17 protein-coding genes and 3 tRNA genes are annotated in these 21,816 nt (G+C 56.0%); 14 read left to right on the forward strand and 6 right to left on the reverse strand.

Annotated features, from left to right (window positions below):
- Window positions 1-6: 6 nt before the first annotated feature.
- The 6 genes from alaS to AC13D2_RS04520 all read left to right on the forward strand — a co-directional run bounded on the left by alaS (window position 7) and on the right by AC13D2_RS04520 (window position 4,805).
- Window positions 7-2,637: an alanine--tRNA ligase gene (gene alaS, locus AC13D2_RS04495; protein WP_482938261.1), complete on the forward strand. Its 2,631-nt coding sequence runs from the start codon at window positions 7-9 to the stop codon at window positions 2,635-2,637.
- A gap of 103 nt (window positions 2,638-2,740) precedes the next feature.
- Window positions 2,741-3,976 carry an aspartate kinase gene (locus tag AC13D2_RS04500; RefSeq protein ID WP_421910606.1) on the forward strand — a complete coding sequence of 412 codons (1,236 nt, stop codon included), beginning with the start codon at window positions 2,741-2,743 and terminating at the stop codon, window positions 3,974-3,976.
- A gap of 187 nt (window positions 3,977-4,163) precedes the next feature.
- On the forward strand, window positions 4,164-4,361 hold the full coding sequence (csrA, locus tag AC13D2_RS04505) for a carbon storage regulator CsrA (RefSeq protein WP_007155535.1): 198 nt from the start codon (window positions 4,164-4,166) through the stop codon (window positions 4,359-4,361).
- Between the two features lie 125 nt (window positions 4,362-4,486).
- Window positions 4,487-4,577 (forward strand) — tRNA-Ser (locus AC13D2_RS04510).
- A 48-nt stretch (window positions 4,578-4,625) separates the two neighbouring features.
- Window positions 4,626-4,702: transfer RNA gene (locus AC13D2_RS04515), tRNA-Arg, on the forward strand.
- A 26-nt stretch (window positions 4,703-4,728) separates the two neighbouring features.
- A tRNA-Arg gene (locus tag AC13D2_RS04520) sits at window positions 4,729-4,805 on the forward strand.
- 58 nt (window positions 4,806-4,863) lie between these two features.
- On the opposite strand, the gene AC13D2_RS04525 is transcribed toward AC13D2_RS04520, so the two are convergent.
- Both AC13D2_RS04525 and AC13D2_RS04530 read right to left on the reverse strand, forming a co-directional pair.
- Window positions 4,864-6,720, reverse strand: coding sequence for a HAMP domain-containing methyl-accepting chemotaxis protein (locus tag AC13D2_RS04525; protein ID WP_482938262.1), 1,857 nt, complete (start codon window positions 6,718-6,720; stop codon window positions 4,864-4,866).
- Between the two features lie 247 nt (window positions 6,721-6,967).
- The gene (locus tag AC13D2_RS04530) at window positions 6,968-7,504 is read right to left on the reverse strand and encodes a DUF2058 domain-containing protein (RefSeq protein ID WP_482938263.1); all 537 of its coding nucleotides are present in this window, start codon (window positions 7,502-7,504) and stop codon (window positions 6,968-6,970) included.
- A 115-nt stretch (window positions 7,505-7,619) separates the two neighbouring features.
- Between AC13D2_RS04530 and dbpA the strand changes: the two genes are divergently transcribed.
- From dbpA to AC13D2_RS04550, 4 genes are all read left to right on the forward strand, one after another.
- Window positions 7,620-8,993, forward strand: coding sequence for an ATP-dependent RNA helicase DbpA (gene dbpA / locus AC13D2_RS04535; protein WP_482938264.1), 1,374 nt, complete (start codon window positions 7,620-7,622; stop codon window positions 8,991-8,993).
- A gap of 223 nt (window positions 8,994-9,216) precedes the next feature.
- Entirely contained in the window at window positions 9,217-9,468 is a 252-nt protein-coding gene (locus AC13D2_RS04540; RefSeq protein ID WP_300499986.1) for an OadG family protein, read from the forward strand.
- A gap of 42 nt (window positions 9,469-9,510) precedes the next feature.
- A complete protein-coding gene (gene oadA, locus AC13D2_RS04545) occupies window positions 9,511-11,301 on the forward strand; it encodes a sodium-extruding oxaloacetate decarboxylase subunit alpha (RefSeq protein ID WP_292047668.1) in 1,791 nt (596 codons plus the stop codon).
- A 13-nt stretch (window positions 11,302-11,314) separates the two neighbouring features.
- Window positions 11,315-12,649 carry a sodium ion-translocating decarboxylase subunit beta gene (locus AC13D2_RS04550; protein WP_292047332.1) on the forward strand — a complete coding sequence of 445 codons (1,335 nt, stop codon included), beginning with the start codon at window positions 11,315-11,317 and terminating at the stop codon, window positions 12,647-12,649.
- A 193-nt stretch (window positions 12,650-12,842) separates the two neighbouring features.
- Here the strand turns inward: AC13D2_RS04550 and AC13D2_RS04555 are convergent, their stop codons facing one another.
- The 3 genes from AC13D2_RS04555 to imuA are packed head-to-tail and all read right to left on the reverse strand — an operon-like array spanning window position 12,843 to window position 18,069.
- Complete coding sequence (locus AC13D2_RS04555) at window positions 12,843-15,962, reverse strand: error-prone DNA polymerase (RefSeq protein ID WP_482938265.1); 3,120 nt, start codon at window positions 15,960-15,962, stop codon at window positions 12,843-12,845.
- Window positions 15,962-17,380 (reverse strand): Y-family DNA polymerase, encoded by a 1,419-nt coding sequence (locus AC13D2_RS04560; RefSeq protein ID WP_482938266.1) that lies wholly within the window; start codon window positions 17,378-17,380, stop codon window positions 15,962-15,964. The genes AC13D2_RS04555 and AC13D2_RS04560 overlap by 1 nt, the downstream gene beginning before the upstream one ends.
- Window positions 17,381-17,388: 8 nt before the next feature.
- Window positions 17,389-18,069: a translesion DNA synthesis-associated protein ImuA gene (gene imuA / locus AC13D2_RS04565; protein ID WP_300499993.1), complete on the reverse strand. Its 681-nt coding sequence runs from the start codon at window positions 18,067-18,069 to the stop codon at window positions 17,389-17,391.
- Between the two features lie 127 nt (window positions 18,070-18,196).
- On the opposite strand from imuA, the gene AC13D2_RS04570 reads away from it, so the two are divergent.
- Window positions 18,197-18,544 (forward strand): 4a-hydroxytetrahydrobiopterin dehydratase, encoded by a 348-nt coding sequence (locus tag AC13D2_RS04570; protein ID WP_420390978.1) that lies wholly within the window; start codon window positions 18,197-18,199, stop codon window positions 18,542-18,544.
- Between the two features lie 31 nt (window positions 18,545-18,575).
- On the forward strand, window positions 18,576-18,851 hold the full coding sequence (locus AC13D2_RS04575) for a YrhK family protein (protein WP_036206757.1): 276 nt from the start codon (window positions 18,576-18,578) through the stop codon (window positions 18,849-18,851).
- Here the strand turns inward: AC13D2_RS04575 and AC13D2_RS04580 are convergent.
- Window positions 18,848-19,840 carry an integron integrase gene (locus AC13D2_RS04580; RefSeq protein ID WP_300500002.1) on the reverse strand — a complete coding sequence of 331 codons (993 nt, stop codon included), beginning with the start codon at window positions 19,838-19,840 and terminating at the stop codon, window positions 18,848-18,850. The two genes, AC13D2_RS04575 and AC13D2_RS04580, sit on opposite strands and share 4 nt — an antisense overlap.
- A gap of 1,070 nt (window positions 19,841-20,910) precedes the next feature.
- On the opposite strand from AC13D2_RS04580, the gene AC13D2_RS04585 reads away from it, so the two are divergent.
- On the forward strand, window positions 20,911-21,180 hold the full coding sequence (locus AC13D2_RS04585; protein ID WP_482938267.1) for a hypothetical protein: 270 nt from the start codon (window positions 20,911-20,913) through the stop codon (window positions 21,178-21,180).
- Between the two features lie 123 nt (window positions 21,181-21,303).
- Window positions 21,304-21,591, forward strand: a complete 288-nt coding sequence (locus tag AC13D2_RS04590) for a hypothetical protein (RefSeq protein WP_482938268.1) — start codon at window positions 21,304-21,306, stop codon at window positions 21,589-21,591.
- Window positions 21,592-21,816 lie beyond the last annotated feature (225 nt).

Below are 21,816 nucleotides of genomic sequence, written 5' to 3' on the forward strand. Positions count from 1 at the left end.
AGGGCTATGAAAACCGCAGAGTTGCGACAGGCGTTTCTCGATTACTTCAAACAGCAGGGCCATACCATTGTGCCGAGCAGTTCACTGGTGCCGGCGGACGACCCAACCCTGTTGTTTACCAACGCAGGAATGAACCAGTTCAAAGACCTGTTCCTGGGTCGGGAAGAGCGCGATTACAGCCGGGCGACGACCACGCAGAAGTGCGTGCGTGCAGGCGGTAAGCACAATGATCTTGAGAACGTAGGCTATACCGCGCGCCACCATACCTTTTTCGAAATGTTGGGTAACTTCAGCTTCGGCGACTACTTCAAGCGTGAAGCCATCAATTTTGCCTGGACCTTCCTGACCGGCGACGACTGGTTGAAGCTGCCTAAGGAAAAGCTTTGGGTCACCGTTTACGCCTCCGATGACGAAGCCTTTGATATCTGGAACCAGGAGATTGGTGTTCCTGCAGATCGTATCGTGCGGATTGGCGACAACAAGGGTGCCCCATACGCATCCGACAACTTCTGGCAGATGGGTGACACCGGTCCCTGTGGTCCCTGTACCGAAATCTTTTACGACCACGGCCCCGATGTAGCTGGTGGTCCTCCCGGTAGCCCGGAAGAAGATGGGGACCGCTACATCGAAATCTGGAACGTGGTTTTCATGCAGTACAACCGACAGTCGGACGGTGAGATGCTGCCCCTGCCCAAGCCCTCGGTGGATACCGGGATGGGCCTGGAACGCATCACGGCGGTGTTGCAGGGTGTTCACAGCAACTATGAAATCGACCTGATGCAGGATCTGCTCAGTGCCGCCTCCGATATCCTCGGCGGCGTTGAAACAACAGAGGCCTCATTACGAGTGGTGGCGGATCACATCCGTTCCTGTGCCTTCCTGATTTCCGACGGCGTGATGCCGTCCAACGAAGGACGTGGCTTTGTACTGCGCCGCATCATTCGTCGGGCTGCGCGCCATGGCAACAAACTGGGTGCCACACAGCCTTTCTTCCACAGACTGACTGGCGCATTGGTTGAGCTGATGGGCGACGCCTTCCCCCAACTGGTCAGTAGCCGCAAGCAGATTGAAAAAGTGTTGCTGCAGGAAGAGGAACAGTTTGCCAAGACTCTGGACAAAGGCCTGCGCCTGCTGGAGCAGGACATTGCAGCGCTCAAGAGTTCCGAGATTCCGGGCGACACCATTTTCACCCTTTACGACACCTACGGGTTTCCTGTCGACCTGACCAACGATATTGCCCGTGAGCGTGGACTGACCCTTGACTACGACGGCTACGAGAAAGCCATGGAACGTCAGCGCGAGCGCGCCCGCGCGGCCAGCAAGTTCGGGATGGATTACAACGCAGCCGGCCTGAACATTGAAGGGTCTACCGAGTTTACCGGTTACGAACACATCGACGGCCATGAAACCATTCGAACCGTGATCGTCGGTGGTGAAGAGAAGACCGCCCAGGCAGGGGACGAAGCGATTCTGGTGCTGGAGCGCACGCCGTTTTACGCGGAGTCTGGTGGTCAGGTGGGCGATACCGGCCTGCTGACCTGGAGCGGTGGCCGCTTCAAGGTGACTGACACCCAGAAAGAGGGTTGCAATCACCTGCATATCGGTACTGTGATTGAAGGCGAATTGTTCCCGGGTCTTGAGGTGGATGCCCGTATCGACCACGCCCGTCGTGAGCGAACCAAGAAGAACCACTCTGCCACTCATCTGATGCATGCTGCGCTTCGCAAGGTGCTGGGAGAGCACGTCACACAGAAAGGCTCGCTGGTGGATCCCGACAAGTTGCGGTTCGACTTCTCCCATTTTGAGGCGGTAACACCGGAACAGTTGCGGGAAATCGAGCGCGAGGTTAACGAACAGATACTGGACAACACCCCGGTCGAAACCGAAATCACCGATATGGAGCAGGCCCAGGCCAAAGGCGCCATGGCGCTGTTCGGTGAAAAGTATGGTGATACCGTGAGGGTGCTGAGCATGGGGTCCGATGCCTATTCCGTGGAGCTCTGTGGTGGTACCCACGTCGTGCGCACCGGCGACATCGGACTGTTTCGCATTACATCGGAGAGTGGCATTTCCTCGGGTGTTCGACGTATTGAGGCTGTGACCGGATTTGGCGCCCTGGAATGGGTTGAGGAAACGGAGCAAACGCTGCGAGAGGCGGCAAAGTTGGTCAAAGGCTCGCGTGAGTCTCTGGTCGAGAAAGTTCAGCAGACTCTGGATCGCAACCGACAGCTCGAAAAAGACATCAGTGCCCTTCAGGCGAAGCTGGCGAGTTCTGCCGGAACCGACCTGGCCGGCTCTGCCGTGGATGTGGCTGGCCTTAAAGTGGTGGCCTCTGAAATGGAGGGCGCGGATCGCAAGGCGCTGATGGAAACGGCCGACCAACTCAAGAATAAGCTGGGCGAGGGCGTTGTCGTGTTGGCCAGTGTTGAAGACGGCAAAGTGACACTGGTGGCTGGTGTCACCAAATCAGCGACCGGCAAAATCAAGGCGGGTGACCTGATGAAGCACCTGGCCGCCCAGGTTGATGGCAAAGGCGGCGGTCGTCCTGACATGGCCCAGGGTGGTGGTAACGACCCATCAAAGTTGGCGGATGCTCTGGCTGGCGTTCCTGCCTGGGTTGAGAAAAATATTGCATAGATAACTGTATCCAAAATGGGCAGATGTATATAATCTCGCCCGTTTGGTCGTCTGAGGTGGGGCGCTGCCCCACGGTCTGTCCACGTTTGGTATCGGGAAAGAAATGGCGCTCTTGGTTCAAAAATTTGGTGGCACTTCGGTGGGCACCACAGAACGGATTGAAGCGGTTGCTGAGAAGGTATGCCGCTTCCGCAAGGAAGGTCATGATGTAGTGGTTGTGGTGTCTGCCATGAGTGGGGAAACCAACCGTCTTATCGGTCTGGCCAATGACATCATGGAAGAACCCACGCCTCGGGAAATGGACGTGCTGGTCTCGACCGGAGAGCAGGTGACGATTGCACTGCTGTCCATGGCGCTGCAAAAGCGCGGCTGCGATGCGCGCTCCTATACCGGTGCTCAGGTTCGAATTCTGACCGATAGCAGTCACACCAAGGCGCGCATCAGGCAGATTGATGAGCAGCGCATGAGAGAAGACCTTAACGCAGGTCGCGTGGTTGTAGTTGCAGGGTTTCAGGGCATCGATGAGAACGGCAGTATCACCACCCTTGGTCGTGGAGGGTCTGACACCACCGCCGTCGCCCTCGCTGCGGCATTGAAGGCTGACGAGTGTCAGATCTACACTGATGTAGACGGTGTCTATACCACTGATCCACGGGTAGTGGACAGTGCGCGCCGGCTGGAGCGGATTACCTTTGAAGAAATGATTGAGATGGCCAGCCTGGGCTCCAAGATTCTTCAGATTCGTTCTGTGGAATTTGCAGGTAAATACAATGTTCCTTTAAGGGTGCTTTCCAGCTTCCAGGATGGCGAAGGCACCCTGATCACACTTGAGGATGAAAACGCCATGGAACAACCGGTTGTCTCCGGCATAGCCTTTAACCGTGATGAAGCCAAACTGACGATTGCCGGTGTGCCGGATACGCCGGGCAGCGCATTGCGCATCCTTCAGCCTGTCAGTGATGCTAATGTCGAAGTCGACATGATTGTTCAGAACGTGGGTGCGGACAACCGCACGGACTTCACCTTTACAGTGCATCGCAACGACTTCAAGCGCGCCCAGGCTATTCTCCAGACTGTTTCGGATGAACTTGGTGCCCGCGAAGTCAGTGGTGACAGCAAGATTGCAAAGGTCAGTATCGTGGGTGTTGGCATGCGGTCTCATGCCGGTGTTGCAACTAAAATGTTTGCAGCGCTGTCCAACGAAGGAATCAATATTCTGATGATCTCCACATCCGAGATTAAAATCTCCGTGGTGATTGACGAAAAATATCTTGAGCTGGCCGTTCGGGCACTGCATAGTGCGTTCGAACTGGACAAGCCCGGGGTAGAGGAGGCCTGAGCGCGCGTGGACTATTAAGTCAGTTCGCTGGGGACTTCCATAAAAAAGGGCATCATTTGCAGGCTTCTGCTTTCACAGGTACGTATAAGTGAATATGCGTCTTTTGTGATCGGCAAGTGATCCCACTATAAAAGTAAGCAGTATACATTTGTCGGAACAGGTAGCTCTGGATAAGGGAGTAAAGGACATGTTGATATTGACCCGCCGTGTTGGCGAAACCCTGATGGTCGGTGATGAGATTACCGTAACCGTCCTGGGGGTTAAGGGGAACCAGGTTCGCATTGGTGTAAACGCCCCTAAAGAAGTGGCGGTTCACCGCGAAGAAATCTATCAGCGAATTCAGAGCGAGAAAGGCTCTGAAGAGCCGGAGCCCGGCAACAGCTGAGAGTGAAAAAAGCCGTTCGAGGGAAACCCGAACGGTTTTTTTTGCCTGTGAGAGCACAGTTTGAAAAAACTCGTGTCAACCCTATGAAATCAGAAAAATTATGGTAGTATACGCCCCGTTCTCAAGGAGAGGTGGGTGAGTGGCTGAAACCAGCTCCCTGCTAAGGAGCCATACGCATTGCGCGTATCGAGGGTTCGAATCCCTCCCTCTCCGCCATTCTTTTCGGAGATATCGAGAACAGTGTGAATTGAGATATTGCGATGCGCGGCTGTAGCTCAGCTGGATAGAGTACCTGGCTACGAACCAGGCGGTCGGAGGTTCGAATCCTCCCAGCCGCGCCAATCTCGATCAGACTACAAGGTTTCAAGCGGCTGTAGCTCAGCTGGATAGAGTACCTGGCTACGAACCAGGCGGTCGGAGGTTCGAATCCTCCCAGCCGCGCCATATCAAACAAAAAACCCCGCCTTTGTGCGGGGTTTTTTGTTTTAAGAGCCCGGTCGCCTCATAATCTGAAGCGTGAAACGAGGCTCTGAAGTTCACTGCCAAGCCTGGCCAGTTCGTTGCTCGAACTGGCAGTCTGGCGCGATGAGGTCGCGGACTGGTCTGTCACGTCCCGGATGCGTGTAATGTTCTGGCTGATTTCTTCAGCCACCGATGTCTGCTGCTCTGCCGCGGTAGCAATCTGATTGTTGTACTGCTTGCTGTCTTCAACGGCCAGCGCGATGCGCTCTATGGTCTGGCCCGTTGCCGCTGCCCTCTCCAGCGTATTCGAGGCCATGGTCGTGCTGGATTTCATTGCAGACACTGAGTTGCCTGCGCTGTTCTGGAGTGCAGTTACCAGTGTTTCGATTTCCTGGGCGGACGCCTGGGTGCGCTGAGCCAGGGAACGGACTTCATCGGCGACCACAGCGAATCCGCGACCTTGCTCGCCAGCCCTGGCGGCCTCAATGGCTGCGTTCAATGCCAGCAGGTTGGTTTGTTCGGCAACAGACTTGATCACGTCCAGGACCGTTCCGATGTTTGCCGTTTCCTTCTGCAGTCCTTCGATCTTTTCCAGGCTCTGGCTGACTTCTCTGGCGAGACTGTTGACCTGGTCGACGGTTTCTCTCACCTCCCGTTCCCCATCGGTTGCCTGGCTGGCAGCATCCGTGGCCACACCAAGTGCCTGCTCGGCGCTTTTCGCAATTTCAGTAACCGTCGCAGTCATTTCATTCATGGCAGTCGCGACCTGATCCGTTTCCTGTTTCTGGCGATTGATTCCATCGCTGGATTGGCTGGTGACGGTTGAGAGCTCTTCTGCTGAAGTCGCGATGTCGGACGAGCCGGATTTTATGCTCCTGACCAGTTCCCGCAGACTCGTTACCATAGTGGCGAGGGCGGCCATCAAGCGGCCGATTTCATTGGTTCCCGTAGCGCGGATATCGACGGTCAAATTGCCGGACGCTACCTCTGATGCTGCTGTAACTGCCTGATTGATTGGAGCGACGATGGCGCGGGTAATCAGATAGGCCATCAATATTCCAAGAGCCAGAGCGATCCCGGTTGCACCGGTGATCAGTCCGGATGCCCGCTGACGCTCGGATCCCATTTTTTCAGACTGACGTGTCCGCAGCCGGTCTGCTGATGCGATTGCATTTCTGGCAGTACTGACCATTTCGTCCGATAGCCGGTTACCCGACTCGGTCAGTGTCACCACCGTCTGGAAACCATTGACGTAGTTGGTCAGTGCCTGGTTGATCCCGGCTTTGTCTTCATCGCTGATGCTGGCGGATTTCAGTGGGGCCTGGATTCTCTTGGCGTCGTCAAAGTAGGTCTTCACGCTGGTTTCATCACTCTCGATAAGAAACTTTCGTTCCGACCGACGCATATCCTCAAACATAGCTGAGGCGAAAAACAGGGAGCTATGGGCCTTCAGAGAGGATCCAAGGATGCGCGCGGCGGTCTCCAGATGTTCCAGGGCCTCTTCCCGTTCACTGATGTTTTCCTCGACTTCCCCCATCAATCGCTGATACTGCTTTACGTCGGACTGGATGCGGCCCAGGATGTCGATATCCTCAGTGATTGCCAGCAAGGGTTTAATGTCATTGGTTAACTCGAGAACGCGATCACCCTGAGCTTGAGTTTTCGTGACGGCATCAACGTCGCCTGTGAGAAGGAAGTTCTTTTCCTCTACGCGCGCTTCTGTAAGGCCGGTATTCACCTGCCCGAGCATCGCAACGATATTTGATCTCTGGCTGAAGCTGTCCAGGGCCTGATCACCAACGACACCCACCAGAATGGTCAGTGACAGTAAGATGGTAAATCCGCCCGCCAACCTGGTGCGGATGGTCAGGTTGGTGAAAAGTTCTGGAATGCGCATTGTTAGTATTCTCTGGCATATAGGGTGTACCGACTCCACCTTTTGATCCATGCGCTCGAGTCAACGGCCGGGAGGCTTTCCTGATACGCATTGAAGACCGAAGGTGGATATTGTTTGACGTATATTAAGTCGGTTTACGGCAATATATTCCAGAACTTTACAGTTACAGATGATTACTGCGTGTTTTGATCTGACACAGAATTACAAAGTACAGAGTGTGATCGCTATCATAAATAAGGTCGTTTGATCACCACATCAGATCATCCGGGATCTCGTAGCCTGCATAGGGGTCATCGTCACCGGCATCGTCTTTCCTGCGGTCGTGAAGGACGACAACGGCCCGCTCGTCCCGCTCCATGATCTTGCGGGCTACGCCCTCGGCCACAATTTCGTAGGCGTCGTTCACGAAGACAATAGCCAGCCTTCCCCGTGACAGTTGATCCACCATGGTGTCGTCGACAAAGAGCTTCTTGATTTTCTTGTCGTGGACAAACTGGTAAGAGGTTTCACCCTGCGAGCGATCAAGGCGGTTGGTTTCTACCAATTGCCGGATCTGGGCCTGGACGGCCTTTTTCTCAGCCTGCTTCTGGCGATCAAGGTTCAACTGCCGATCCCGTTCTGCTTTCTCTTCCCGTGCCTGGCGGGCACGAATTTCCGCTTCATTGACCTCAACCGCTCCCTTGGGCTGTTGTTTGCGCTTTTTATGCTTCTCGTTGCGAATGGCTTTGGCCTTTTTCTCGTCGGCCAGGCCGGCTTTCAACAACTGATCCTGTAGTGATGGCATGAACGGCTCCGTGAGTGTCTGCAATTTCTGGTAAACTTGGCCCCAAGTATACGCCCGCAGCGCTGCTGGTCGAACCCATCCTTTATTTATCCATATACCCCCGGGAATTTCCTTTATGCCGTCATTCAGTCAGTTGGGTCTGTCCGAGCCAATGCTCGCGAACCTGTCGAGGCTTGGCTTCGAAAATCCGACACCGATTCAGTCCGGCGCCTTGCCTCATTCTCTGGCAGGTAAGGACCTGATCGCCATGGCGCAGACCGGTAGTGGCAAGACGGCTGCTTTCGGGATTCCCCTGGTGGAAAAGCTGCAACCGCGCAGGTTCATGGTTCAGGGGCTGGTACTTTGTCCCACACGTGAACTGGCGGACCAAGTGGCGAAGTCGCTACGTGAGCTGGCAAGGGCCCGTGACAACGTAAAGATTCTGTCACTGTGTGGTGGCGTGGCTATTGGTCCCCAGATTGGCTCCCTCAGCCATGGCGCTCATATTGTGGTGGGTACTCCAGGGCGCATTCAGGATCATTTGCGAAAGGGCACTCTGAAGCTGGACCAGCTCACAACCCTCATCCTGGATGAGGCGGACCGGATGCTGGATATGGGATTCCAGGACGCGGTGGAAGACATCATCAGCCAGGCGCCCGCAAAACGGCAGACCCTGATGTTCTCGGCGACCTGGCCCGACAATATCCGCAAGCTGAGCGAGCAATACCAGCACGCGCCGGCGGATGTCCGGATTGAGAGCCAGGCCGTTGAGTCTGATATTACCGAACGATTCTACGAGATCGCGCCGGGACAGCAGGTTCAGGCCGTTGCGGCGTTGTTGTCGTTGCACCAGCCAGCGTCCTGCATTGCTTTCTGTACCACGAAACAACAATGTGATGACGTTGCCAAAGAGCTGAACGGCCTGGGGTTTGCGGCGCTGCCGCTTCATGGTGATCTGGAGCAGCGGGATCGTGACAGTGTTCTGGTCCGCTTTGGCAACCAGAGCTGCTCTGTGCTTGTGGCAACCGATGTGGCGGCCCGCGGGCTGGATATCAAGTCTTTGCCGTTGGTGGTCAATGTGGAGCCGGCCAGGGACCCTGAGGTACATACTCATCGAGTCGGTCGAACTGGCCGGGCTGGAGAGCAAGGGCTGGCGGTGACCTTCTGTACGCCATCCCAGGCACACAAGATTAACCGGCTGGAGGCCGGGCGCAAGCAGGCTGTGACCTGGGGCGACACGGGCGGCTTACTGGCAACAGCGCTGCGCCCCTTGCAGCCTTCGATGAAAACCCTGTGCATTGCGGGCGGCCGCAAAGACAAGGTCAGGCCTGGAGATGTACTCGGCGCACTGACCGGTGAGGCAGGCTTGCCCGGTAACGTTGTCGGCAAGATTGACCTCTTTGACTTTCAGTGTTTTGTGGCGGTGGAGAAGGCATCGGCAGCTACGGCGCTGAAAAGGTTGGAGCAGGGCCGCATAAAAGGTCGAAAAATGCGTGTGCGTTATGCATGAATGAGAATGATTTTTGCCCACTCAAGACCCGTCAGTAGGGGCCAGAGAGCTCGGAAACCACCTATTGAAACCTGCAATTAGGTTGCTCAGTGAGTCGGAAAACGGTAAATTACGCGGGATTTTGCCCCCCGAACTGTCCGAATGGCAGGTAAAGCCACGCTCCTGGCGCGGTCTGGCCAGCGGCTCGGGAAAATCAATAACTCAATACAGGTAGCTATTTGTTATGAGTGAGCTAATGTCACAAGCCATCGATCTGATGGTCGCAGGCATGGGGTTTGTCTTCGTATTCCTGATCATATTGGTGTTTGCAACCCTGCTCATGTCAAAACTGGTCCATCGGTTCGGCCCGCCTGAACCCGCTGCACCGGCCCGTACTCCACGTGCAAGGCCTTCGGCGCCATCGTCGGTTGATCCTGACACCGCTGAAGCGATTAAAAAAGCGATTGCACAATACCGGTCACGCCACAAGAAGTGACCTGGCAGATAGATTAGAACCTTTAAACAGAAGGCTGACACGATGACTGACACAAAGAAACCGCTGGGGATTACGGACGTTATCCTGCGTGACGCCCACCAGTCCCTGCTTGCCACCCGCATGCGGCTTGACGACATGCTGCCCATTGCCGAGAAACTCGACAAGGTTGGTTTCTGGTCTTTGGAATCCTGGGGCGGAGCTACCTTCGACTCCTGCATCCGTTACCTGGGCGAAGATCCCTGGGAACGCATCCGTGAACTGAAAAAGGCCATGCCCAACACCCAACAGCAAATGCTGCTGCGTGGCCAGAACCTGCTGGGTTACCGTCATTACGCGGACGATGTGGTCGACCGTTTCTGTGAGCGTGCCGCCGAGAACGGCGTAGACGTGTTCCGGATTTTCGACGCCATGAACGATCCGCGTAACCTGGATCGCGCCATCAAGGCCGTTCGTAAAACGGGCAAGCATGCTCAGGGCACCATCGCCTACACCACCAGCCCCGTGCACACCATCGAAATGTGGGTTGAAATGGCGAAAGAAGTCGCCGACATGGGCGCGGACTCCATCGCCATCAAGGACATGGCCGGTATCCTCAAGCCTTACGTGGCTTTTGATCTGGTCAGCCGTCTGAAGAAAGAACTGGATATTCCCATCCACATGCAGTGCCACGCCACCACCGGCATGTCTACCGCTACTGCCATCAAGGCCGCGGAAGCCGGTATCGATAACGTGGACACCGCCATTTCCTCCATGAGCATGACCTATGGCCACTCGCCCACCGAGGCGGTTGTTGCCATTCTGGAAGGCACAGACCGCGACACCGGCCTGGACTTGACCCTGCTCGAGGAAATCGCCAGCTATTTCCGCCAGGTGCGTAAGAAGTACGCGAAGTTTGAAGGCAGCCTGCGTGGCACCGATTCCCGCATCCTGATTGCTCAGGTACCGGGCGGCATGCTGACCAATATGGAAAACCAGCTACGAGAGCAGAACGCGAGCGACAAGTTCGACGAGGTTCTGGATGAAATTCCCAAGGTTCGGGAAGATCTGGGCTTTATCCCGCTCGTCACTCCGACCTCCCAGATCGTAGGTACCCAGGCGGTACTGAATGTTCTGACCGGTGAGCGTTACAAATCCATCTCCAAGGAAACCTCAGCGATCCTCAAAGGCGAGTACGGTGCTGCACCGGCGCCGATGAACAAGGAACTGCAGGAGCGTGTTCTGGATGGCAAGGAAGTGATGACCTGTCGTCCAGCCGATGTGCTTGAGCCGGAAATGGACAAGCTGACCGACGAGCTGAAGAAGCTGGCGGACGAGAAGGGCATCAAACTGGCCGACAATGTTGAGGACGACGTGCTGACCTACGCACTGTTCCCGCAGATTGGCCTGAAGTTCCTGGAAAACCGCGACAACCCGGATGCGTTTGAGCCGGTTCCGACCGCTGAAGACGCAGCGCCTGCCAAGAAAGCTGGAGGCCCGGAAACATACACTGTCGATGTTAATGGCAAGAAGTATGTTGTTGCGGTGTCCGAAGGCGGTGAAATCAGCCAGATTCAGGGTGAAGGCGGTGCTGCATCTGCACCTGCTGCTTCCTCTTCCGCGCCTGCACCGGCCGCGGGTGAAGGTGAGCCCCTGGTCGCGCCTCTGGGCGGCAATATCTTCAAGGTTCTGGTATCTCCCGGCGACGCCGTGGAAGAGGGCGATGTGCTGATCATTCTCGAAGCCATGAAAATGGAAACCGAGGTTCGGGCACCGAAAGCCGGTACCATCGGCGAAGTCTTCATCAAGGTCGGTGATGCCGTCTCCCCTGATGATGAAATGCTGACAATCGCATAAGGGCCAGCATTCCATGGATAAATTACTGACACTCTGGACAGGTAGTGGCCTGTTCAATATGGAACTTGGCCAGGTGATCATGATCGCCATCGGCCTTCTTCTTCTGTTCCTTGCGATTCGCAAGGGGTTCGAGCCGCTGCTGCTGGTGCCCATCGGGTTTGGCGGTATTCTGGCGAATATTCCGGAGGCAGGGCTTGCCCTGACTGCGGCGGAGAACGCGATTCATTTCGCCCTGAAGAGCGACACTACGCAGGTGCTGGCTGCACTGGCTGCGCCGCTGGATGTTGCCTATCAGGCCGGCCAGGCTATCACCCCTGAGCTGAAAGAAGCCTTCAAGATGGCCGTCAAAGAAGCCAGCTACTCCGACATGGCGATGGCAAATGCCATTGCCCAGGACTTCGGCTATGGCAACGGCATGCTGTATAACTTCTATTCTGTGGTTATCGGTAGCACCATTGGTCCGCTGGTGATTTTCATGGGTGTCGGCGCAATGACGGACTTTGGCCCGCTATTGGCGAACCCCAAGACAATGCTGCTTGGCGCTGCAGCCCAGTTCGGTATCTTCGGAACCGTTTTGGGGGCTGCATTGCTCGATTGGCTGGGTATCCTGGACTTCACCATTCTTGAAGCCGCTGCAGTCGGTATTATCGGTGGTGCGGATGGTCCTACCTCCATTTATGTGTCCAGTGTTCTGGCACCGCATCTGCTCGGGGCGATCGCAGTTTCGGCCTACGCTTATATGGCGATGGTGCCGATGATTCAGCCGCCGATCATGAAGGCGCTGACCAGCCAGAAAGAGCGGGCCATCAAGATGTCCCAGCTTCGCCCGGTGAGCAAGAAAGAGAAGATCGTGTTCCCGCTGGTGGTACTGATTGCCGTGGTCCTGTTCCTGCCGGACGCTGCGCCGCTTCTGGGTATGTTCTGCTTTGGTAATCTGATGCGCGAGTGTGGCGTGGTCGAGCGCCTGAGCGATACTGCCCAGAACGCACTGATCAATATCACAACGATTTTCCTGGGCCTGTCCGTTGGCTCCAAGCTGATGGCTGACAAGTTCCTGGATGCGCAGACGCTGGGTATCCTGGGTCTGGGTATTGTGGCCTTTGCTGTGGGTACTGCGTGTGGCGTTCTGATGGCGAAGCTGATGAACCGCTTCACCAAGGAGGCTATCAATCCGCTGATTGGTTCCGCTGGTGTATCCGCGGTCCCGATGGCTGCAAGGGTATCCAACAAGGTCGGCCTTGAGGCCAACCCGCAGAACTTCCTGCTGATGCACGCTATGGGGCCGAACGTGGCCGGCGTTATCGGCTCTGCGGTGGCTGCGGGTGTGATGATCAAGCTGCTTAGCTGATTGTTTCACTCCAGCACCTAAGAGAAGGCCCCGCTTTTGCGGGGCTTTCTTGTTTTAATAGCCTGTGATTTGGGTGGTGGCACCATTGCGGAGGCCCTTTCCAGGAAACGCTACGAGCACATCCATGTGCGCTTGACTCCGGCCGTCCATGGCCGGAGACATTCCTGGAAAGGGCCTCCGCAATGGTGCTTCATCAATGAAAATCCCGCGAATTAACCGGTAACGCCTGAATCAAATGGCTCAAATCCGATAGCCTCCCTGCCATCACGTGAACAATATCTCCCTCTCTTTCCAGAACCCCCTTCACATGTAGTAACCGGGCCGTTATTAACGGCTTTCGCTGCCGCCGTGCGGTTTCCAGCCAGACCACTACGTTTACGTTACCGGTTTCGTCTTCCAGGGTAACGAAGGTGACCCCGGAGGCGGAGCCGGGGCGTTGGCGGCCTGTAACAAGGCCAGCAACCTGAACCGGTCGGCCAGGCTGGATATTCTTGAGTTGTTCGGCGCGGAGACAGAACTTCAGGTGACCCTGTTCCCGGAGCAGGGTCAGGGGATGGCGCTGCAGGGTCAGGCCCTGGCTGGCGTAGTCGGCCAGTACGTTCTGGCCTTCTGTGGGTTCGGGTAACTGATAGCAGTGTTCTGGCTGGTAATGAGCGGCTGTCTCTTTGGCAAAGAGCTCTGCGGGCCGTTCGTGCTCAAGCAGTTGCCAATAAGCCTGATGGCGGTTAGTGGTAAACGCTGGCATGGCGTTAGCGCCTGCGAGCAGTTCCATGTCGCGTTGGTTCAGGCCGGCCAGGTGACGTAGTTCGGCGGTGGATCGGTAGCCTTCAGCCGGGCGATTGTTGTGCAGGTTCTCGGCGCTGCTGGCAGAGAGGCCCTGTATGAGCCTGAGCCCCAGACGCAAATGCCGATTGGGCGGCTCCAGAGTATGATTCCATTGGCTGTGGTTTACATCCGGTGATAGTACCGTGACGTCATGACGACGGGCGTCCTGGACGAGCTGGGACGGTGAGTAGAATCCCATGGGCTGGCTGTTGAGCAGGGCGCAGTAAAAAGCGGCCGGGTAGTGGCGTTTAATCCACGAGGACACATACACCAGCAACGCAAAACTGGCAGCGTGGGATTCCGGAAAGCCATAACCGCCGAAACCACAGATCTGCAGGTATAACCGTTCGGCGAAATCGGCATCGTGGCCGCGTTCCAGCATGCCGTTGATCAACTTGTCCCGAAACGGCGTCAGGTCGCCGTGGGATTTCCAGGCAGCCATAGCGCGGCGGAGCTGGTCGGCTTCACCGGCAGAGAAGCCAGCGGCTACCATGGCCAGCTTGATCACCTGCTCCTGGAAGATAGGCACACCCAGAGTGCGCTCCAGAACATTCCGTACAGCGTCGTTGGGATAGTCAACCGGCTCCAGGCCATGCTTGCGACGCAGATAGGGGTGAACCATGTCACCCTGGATAGGGCCGGGGCGAACGATGGCCACCTCAATCACCAGGTCGTAATAGGTTTCCGGTTTCAGGCGCGGCAACATATTGATCTGGGCACGGGATTCCACCTGGAAAACACCGATACTGTCGCCTTTTTGCAACATGGCATAAGTGGCAGGATCTTCCAGGGGAACATCCTGCATGGAAAAAGGGGCACCCTTTTCCTTACTGATCAGGTCCAGAGCCTTGCGGATGGCCGTGAGCATGCCCAGGGCAAGCACATCCACTTTCATCAGCCCCAGGCTTTCCAGATCGTCTTTATCCCACTGTATGACGGTACGGTCCGCCATGGCGGCATTCTCCACTGGTACCAGTTCGGCCAATGGCCCGGCACTGATAACAAATCCGCCCACATGCTGGGACAGGTGGCGTGGAAAGCCGAGCAGGGTATTTACCAGGGTAAAGAACTGGTCGGCCACTTTCGGGTTGCGGGTGAGGTGCTTGTCGAGAATCTGCTGGCGCCAGTTGCTGGCCTTGTCCCGCCAATCGATGCCTTCCAATAGCTGTTCCACCATGGCGGGATCAAAGCCCAGAGCCTTGCCCACATCCCGGATGGCGCTGCGTGGCCGGTAGCGGATGACCGTGGCGGCCAGGGCCGCGCGTTCACGGCTGTAGCGCTGGTAGATGTACTGGATAACCTCTTCCCGGCGCTCGTGTTCAAAGTCCACATCGATATCGGGTGGCTCGCCACGGTCTTTGGAAATAAAACGTTCGAACAACAATTCCACTCGAGCCGGGTTGACCTCGGTGATGCCCAGGCAGTAGCACACAGCAGAGTTGGCGGCGGAGCCCCGGCCCTGGCACAGGATGCCCTGGCTGCGGGCAAAGGCGACGATGTCTTGAATAGTGAGGAAGTAGTGTTCGTATTGCATTTCCGAGATCAGTGCCAGTTCCTTGCGAATCAGCCCCTGAACCTTCAGCGGTGTGCCTGCGGGGTAACGCCGGCGTTCGCCTTCCCGGGTGAGCCGTTGCAGGTAGGCTGCTGGTGATTCGTTATCCGGTACCAGGTCAGGCGGGTATTCGTATCGCAGGCTGCCGGGCTGGAACGTGCATTGCTGCGCAATCACCAGGGTCTCCCGGAGCCAGGCCTCCGGGAACAGGCGCTGCAGAACCGGTAATGGCCGCAGGTAGCGCTCCCCGTTCTGGAACAGGCAATGGCCGGCGTTCTCCAGGCTGGTGTGATTGCGCAGGGCCGTGAGCACATCCTGCAATGGTTGCCGCTCGCGGCTGTGCATATGCACCTCGCCGGTAGCGGCTATCGGGCAACGCAGATGGCTTGCCAGCCACCGTGCCCGGGCCAGTTGCTGTTCTTCTCCGGATTCAAGAGTTCGGGCTGCGGCTATCCAGAGGTTCTGCTCGAACAGGCGCTGAAACCATTCGCCACAGGCCAGGGCCTGGTCTGCATTAGCCACGGTGGGAGAGGGCGGCAACCACAGGCACACACAATCGTCCAGTGAATGGGTTTCAATATCCCTGAAGAACAACCGGTACTGGCCTTTCTCTGCCTGCCGGCGACCGGTGGTGATCAACTGACAAAGCTGACCATAACCCTTGCGGGTGCGGGCCAGCAGAATAAAGCGGGGAGTGGTTGCTCCGGACGGCGCATCTTCAAGCTCAAACCAGCTGCCGGTGATCAGTTTTACCGGGCTGTCCTTCAGTGCGGCCCAGGCTCGTGGAATGCCAGCCACCGAACAGGCATCGGTGATTGCCAGCGCTGAATAGCCTGACTCCAGAGCTCGCTCGGCCAATTCATGAGGGTGTGAGGCCCCGGTCAGGAAAGTGAAGTTGCTAAAGCAGAAGAGTTCGGCATAGCTGAAGTCGTCCATCAGCCAAACCACCCATGCACAAACCAGCCATCCCGCACATCCCGGAACACCCAGGCAAGCTGGCCGGTGGACAGCTCGGCAATGTAATAATCCCGGTGAACCCGCTGGCCATCCCACCAGCCCCCACTGATCCGTTCCGGGCCCGAAAACCACATAGTCGGAGCTTCGGCCAGCGTTTGTGGCCCTTTGAGTAACCATAAAGGACGACGGGGTAACTGGCCGGTTTCTGGTTGCCGGGCGCGGTTTGTTCGTTGGACGCCAGAGGCCGACCATGCCCGTTCGGGCCGGTGATCCGCCTGTGGCGATAACTGCCGCAATGAATGTCCGCCAAGCCGTGCCTGCAAGCGACTGATCAGAGTATGCCAGGCTTCGTTAAGATCCTGCGTTTCACCCAGGAGGTCCTGGCCAGAGGCCGCTTCCCGCCCCAGGAAGCGTTTAACAGACAGCACTAATGAGACCACCGGAGCCCTTAACGGGTGCTGCTCAAATCGTAGGCGGATAAGATTCAGAAATGCTTCGGCCCGATGCTCGGGGCCGGAGGTGCGAACCCGAATGCGGGTAGGCTCCTGATGCCGGTGCCGCAAGATCAGCAACAGGCTGTCGGTATCCTGCTGTCGCCAGCACAGATCTTCCTCCAGCTCTGACAGAATGCGCTGCAGGGGGAATAGCAGCCCCTGGGACTGCTCAATCTCCTGCACAAAATCCGCTTGCTGACGAAAGTAGTGGGGCGGTTGCCAGGGTGTTTGTGGGTCTGCGCGTTTACCCTGGATTTTCTGCACATACGCGAGGGTTTCCGGCGACAGGCGGCGGGCCAGTTCACCGGCAGGCAGTGCGAAGACCTCATCCAGGGTGTTAAGGCCAATTCGTTGCAGGCGTGTACAGGTTTTGCCATCGAACCCTGCAGTCAGCAGGGGCATCTGCCCCAGTGTGCGCAGGATATGGCCTCTGTCTGTCGTGCATTCGCCTTTGCCGGCCCGGGCAATCAGTCGGGCGGCCAATGGTGTGTGGCCAATGGCTATCCAGGCGTTAAGCTGGCGTTCATCCAGCCCCTGTTCCACAGTCTGCCAGACGGCAGCCAGCCCACCATAAAGTCTCTGCAGACTGCCCACTTCCGCCAACAGGCCATTCGGGGGTACCAATACGATATGAGCTGCGTACCGGTATAGCCAGCGCGCCTGGTCTTCCAGTATCCGGGCTTCCTGTTGGTGGTCCGCCCTGAGCATACCCAGTTCCGGCACCAGGCTGATAGCGGTTTTCAGACGCATGCCAGCGCGTACTCCCTGGGCATAAGCTTCCGGGCAGGCCTGGATAATCTTCTGGCCGGAGCCTTCCACAACAGCCAGCGCCCCCTGGTTTTCGCGGGAGCGGCGAATATGGTCCAGCAACAGGTGAGGAAAATGCAGGTACAACCAGAGCATGATACGCCTTACCCGGCCCAGGGGCCCTGGACCACCCGGGGTGCTTCCCGGAAGGCCAGGTCTGCCCGGCGAGCCATGGCTACTGAGCAACATTGGCCGGGCCAGCTGCCGCGACGTTTCAGAACATTGACCTTGAGCGCCTGTTGGCTTCCTGCAGTCAGATCCAGGCGTAGCGCCGCCGGGGAATTTTGTTCGGCATGACGCCGTTCGCGGAACAGCACGCACACATTGCTACCGGCCTCCGCGGCCAGTTGCAAGCGTCGTATGTCACGGGCGGCCAGTTTTCCGGGCCAGGCCATCACCAGCCCGGTGACTGGTGAGCGCAGGCAGTTTTCCAGTGTCCACAGGAAGTCGCCATCATCTTCGGTGTTGATCAGTATGACCTGATCCAGATTGACCTCTTCACGGGCCAGGGCAGGGGCGTAGGGTGTATGGGGCGGGTTCAGCCAGAAGACAGTCTTACCTGCCTGAGAAAGCCGTTGTATTAGAGGCAGCAGCAGGTGCAGCTCACCAATGCCGGACTCATCCAGCAGGCATTCACTCAATGCCCCGCGGGGCCAGCCAGTACCGCCGAGCTGATTGTCCAGCACCTGGTAACCAGTTGATTCCGCCAGCTGCCTGGTGCGGATATGATGCTGACCCTGCCACACACGGGCGTCCTGCATCAGCGTGTTCAAAATCTCGCTCATGGAAAGTTCTCTTAATACTGTTTAAATATACAGTATTCTGAAAAAAGCAGGATTTCAAGCAGTGGGTTGATAATGTGGCGGAACGAACCCACGCTTAGTAGTACAGCCATCAACCATGGAGGTTGAAATGAGTGAACTGATGAAACAAAGCTGCGAAGCCTGCAGCACAGATGCACCCAAAGCCACTGCTGACCAGAAGCAAACACTGGGAAAGGACATACCAGACTGGCAGTTAGTTGAACTGGATGGGGAAGAACAGCTACAGCGAGTGTTCAAGCTCAAGAATTTCGCCCAGGCCCAGGCATTCACTAACAAGGTGGGCGATTTGGCCGAAGAGGAAGGACACCACCCCGCCATCCTGCTGGAATACGGTAAAGTCACTGTACGCTGGTGGACCCACAAGATCGGCGGCCTGCACAAAAACGACTACATCATGGCGGCGCGCACCGACGCAGCCTACAAAGATATGCAATAATTCACCAAACCCACCGGAAACAGGATGTGTAATGGCTGAGGACCGTACAGATAACCCACTAACCCTTCGGTTAGGCCATGAAGAACTGGTTATACGGCGCCGTTACGAAGTGCTCAGCATCATCAATGATTTCCTGATTGCGATCTGGTTTCTGGTGGGCAGCGTCCTGTTTCTGTTTCCCGAACACGAGAAGGCAGCTATCTGGCTGTTCATTATCGGCAGTTTTCAATTCCTGATTCGCCCCACCATTCGCCTGATAGGACATATTCACGTACAGCGTATTCCGGAAAGCCGCTGGGAAAGTTAGACGGCGTCGTCTATCGGGCTGCGTACTCCAAAGCCTCCCTTGCGAACCACATGTGTGTAGATTTCAGTGGTGCGCACGTCGGCGTGGCCCAGCAGCTTCTGAATGGTGCGAATATCGTATCCGTTTTCCAGTAGGCGAGTGGCAAAGCTATGGCGAAACGCGTGGCTGTTTGCCTGCTTGTATACTCCCGCCTCACGAATAGCTAAACCGATGGCCCGTTGAACACCGCGATCCAGAAGATGGTGCCGGCGTAAGACGCCGCTACGCGGATCCATGGATAACTTGGCGGCTGGAAACAGATATTGCCAGGCAGGTTCTTTGCCTCCGCTGGGGTATTTTTGATTCAGAGAAAAGGGCATATAGACTTCGCCATGACCGCCAGCCAGGTCTTTCTTGTGCTGAACCAAGCAAGCGTCAACTTGTAGGGCCAATGGCTCTATCAGTGAGTTTGGGAGCAAGGTTGTTCTGTCCTTATTGCCTTTTCCACTGCGCACGATGATTTGCTGCATCCCGAAATCTACATCTTTCACTCTAAGTCTCAAGGCTTCGTTGATTCGCAGGCCGGAGCCATACATCAGGCGAGCAACCAACTGAGAAGCACCTTCCAGGCCGTTGATAACGGCTTTGGCTTCATCATGGGTAAAAACGGTGGGTAAGCGTCTGGGTTTTCGTGCCATTTCAAACGATAGTTCATCCAGGGGCTGCTCCAGAAACTCGCGGAAGAGAAAAACGATGGCATTCAGCGCAGTCCGCTGCGTACTGACACTGTTGTTACGCTGCACTGCGAGGTGCGACAGAAATTGCTCCACCTCTGTTGCCGAACAAGTGGAAGGATGCCGCATACCATGAAAACGGATGAAGCGCTTGATCCAGTGGCAGTACGTCTGTTCGGTCTTGTAAGCCATATTTCGGCTACGAATCAGTGTGCGCAGCTGATCCATGAAGCGGGTAGGGTTGTCTGGCAACTCTGGTGGGACATCCAAAATCATAGGCTCAGCCTCCATGCTGTTTGTTTGTACAGTATTTTAGGCCTGCTATCGGATTGTTTCACGGTTAAAAGAGGGGATATACGACAATTGTCGCAAAACTACGTAAATTTTTAGCTAATGAGCTGACAACTCTATGAAAGATATGAAATAGTCGTTGAGGATCTATTTCAGATAAGCGAACAGGCGTACTGGGGTAAAATATGGCCATTGACGCTTATTTTCAGACTGGTCAGTTGTTGAATATTTTAATTTATTGAAAATAAAAGAAATTATGGTCAGTGACATCTGGGGTGTATGGAAATAGGCGCGTTTTGGGTAAATGTCATTTGTCGTTGAATTAGCTGTTAAAGGCCTGGCTCCGGTGCTCTTTGGCTTGGTGTTTGGCTGCTATTTCAGTGGGTGCCGGCAGGCAGAAAACCGCCTTCGGTCTGGCAAGGGTGTTGACAGCGGCCAATCGGGAGTTCAGGTCGCGGGGCAATCCGGCGTATTCATCGGGTGGTTTTCGCGCATTCGGTGTTCTGGTTCCTGGCGCCATGGGTCGCGCTGGTGCAAGGTATCGGGAGTCGGCATTCAGCATTGGGTGCCAATACAAAACAACGGGTAACCGGCCCTTAACCAGTCGGTCAACCGGACGCCAAAAGCGTGGCGCTTTTGGTCCCCTCCGCTTCGCTGCGGCGCCGGTTACCTCAGCGTTAAAGGCCTTACTCCGGTGCTTTTTGGTCTGGTGTTTGGGCGCGGTTTAGGTGGTTGCCGGCAGGCAGAAAACCGCCTTCAGTCTGGCAAGGGTGTTGACAGCGGCCAATCGGGAGTTCAGGTCGCGGGGCAATCCGGCGTATTCATTGGGTGGTTTTCGCGCATTCGGTGTTCTGGTTCCTGGCGCCATGGGTCAGCCTCGTGCAAGGTGTCGGGAGTGGGCATTCAGCATTGGGTGCCAAAATAAGTAATCGGGTAACCGGCCCTTAACCAGTCGGTCAACCGGACGCCAAAAGCGTGGCGCTTTTGGTTCCCTCCGCTGCGCTCCGGCGCCGGTTACCTCAGCGTTAAAACTTTAGGGAGAAAGTGGTCCCCCAATGGATTTATCCGTTTCACAGTATGTTGTCATCGCAGGCTTGGTTTGCGATGTAATCGGGTGCGTGCTCGTTGCCTTTGAAGTGATCAACCGTTTCAAAGGCCAGGTAGTTGAGCAAAGCCAGAAGATGGAAGATTTGGATTTCTCCAGACCGGTACTCACGTCGGAGTATCGAAAATGGGAGAAGCGTAAACACATTGTCATGGCGATAGGCCTGTTTTTCTTGGTTGGTGGTTTCACCCTTCAAGGAATCGGTACAGCCATTCAATAATTCAACGGTATTCTGGGTGCTAAGCGGTTTTAACAATCCGGTCAACCGGACGCCAAAAGCGTACCGCTTTTGGTTCCCTCCGCTGTCGCTCCGGCGCCGGTTACCTCAGCGTTATGAGTAATCATGGGTAAGAAGCTTCCGCCAAATCAGCTCAAGTTATACCAGTCTCTAGACGAGCTTTTGTTCTTCGATTGGGACCCAATCGGGGTTTCATCAATGGAAGGATGCCGAGACGAGTATTACTCTTATCTGCCTGTGGTTTTTCAGCTCTGTTTGGATCACTGTGAGCCGGAGCCGATAGCCAGATATTTGTCTAAAGTGACCGAATATATGGGCTTAAATCCAGATGCACCTGGTAGTCAGCGCATCGCAAAGCGGGCGTTGGAACTCAAGCGGTCGTGTTTAGACTGAAATGGGGATACTCATAACCAGTCAATTAAGTACGTTCCGGCCTTCGGCCTCCACCGGACGCCCTAGTCGGGCGCCGCTTATTTCAGCGTTGAGGCTGTAGAAAAACCCCGATATTCGCTCAGGTTTTGATAGGATCAGGCAAACGGACAAGGAGTCGTCAGATGCCCAAAGCCAAGCCCCGTTTCAAACCCTACAACCCCGACCAGAGCGCCATGGTCGTGATCA

The organism is Marinobacter sp. B-12, from assembly GCF_056857915.1.

What these genes read in the sequence shown, in the direction of transcription:
- alaS (WP_482938261.1), top strand. Translation starts at nt 7, where the DNA reads ATGAAAACCGCAGAGTTGCGACAGGCGTTTCTCGATTACTTCAAACAG.
- AC13D2_RS04500 (WP_421910606.1), top strand. Translation starts at nt 2,741, where the DNA reads ATGGCGCTCTTGGTTCAAAAATTTGGTGGCACTTCGGTGGGCACCACA.
- csrA (WP_007155535.1), top strand. Translation starts at nt 4,164, where the DNA reads ATGTTGATATTGACCCGCCGTGTTGGCGAAACCCTGATGGTCGGTGAT.
- AC13D2_RS04525 (WP_482938262.1), bottom strand. Translation starts at nt 6,720, where the DNA reads ATGCGCATTCCAGAACTTTTCACCAACCTGACCATCCGCACCAGGTTG.
- AC13D2_RS04530 (WP_482938263.1), bottom strand. Translation starts at nt 7,504, where the DNA reads ATGCCATCACTACAGGATCAGTTGTTGAAAGCCGGCCTGGCCGACGAG.
- dbpA (WP_482938264.1), top strand. Translation starts at nt 7,620, where the DNA reads ATGCCGTCATTCAGTCAGTTGGGTCTGTCCGAGCCAATGCTCGCGAAC.
- AC13D2_RS04540 (WP_300499986.1), top strand. Translation starts at nt 9,217, where the DNA reads ATGAGTGAGCTAATGTCACAAGCCATCGATCTGATGGTCGCAGGCATG.
- oadA (WP_292047668.1), top strand. Translation starts at nt 9,511, where the DNA reads ATGACTGACACAAAGAAACCGCTGGGGATTACGGACGTTATCCTGCGT.
- AC13D2_RS04550 (WP_292047332.1), top strand. Translation starts at nt 11,315, where the DNA reads ATGGATAAATTACTGACACTCTGGACAGGTAGTGGCCTGTTCAATATG.
- AC13D2_RS04555 (WP_482938265.1), bottom strand. Translation starts at nt 15,962, where the DNA reads ATGGACGACTTCAGCTATGCCGAACTCTTCTGCTTTAGCAACTTCACT.
- AC13D2_RS04560 (WP_482938266.1), bottom strand. Translation starts at nt 17,380, where the DNA reads ATGCTCTGGTTGTACCTGCATTTTCCTCACCTGTTGCTGGACCATATT.
- imuA (WP_300499993.1), bottom strand. Translation starts at nt 18,069, where the DNA reads ATGAGCGAGATTTTGAACACGCTGATGCAGGACGCCCGTGTGTGGCAG.
- AC13D2_RS04570 (WP_420390978.1), top strand. Translation starts at nt 18,197, where the DNA reads ATGAGTGAACTGATGAAACAAAGCTGCGAAGCCTGCAGCACAGATGCA.
- AC13D2_RS04575 (WP_036206757.1), top strand. Translation starts at nt 18,576, where the DNA reads ATGGCTGAGGACCGTACAGATAACCCACTAACCCTTCGGTTAGGCCAT.
- AC13D2_RS04580 (WP_300500002.1), bottom strand. Translation starts at nt 19,840, where the DNA reads ATGATTTTGGATGTCCCACCAGAGTTGCCAGACAACCCTACCCGCTTC.
- AC13D2_RS04585 (WP_482938267.1), top strand. Translation starts at nt 20,911, where the DNA reads ATGGATTTATCCGTTTCACAGTATGTTGTCATCGCAGGCTTGGTTTGC.
- AC13D2_RS04590 (WP_482938268.1), top strand. Translation starts at nt 21,304, where the DNA reads ATGGGTAAGAAGCTTCCGCCAAATCAGCTCAAGTTATACCAGTCTCTA.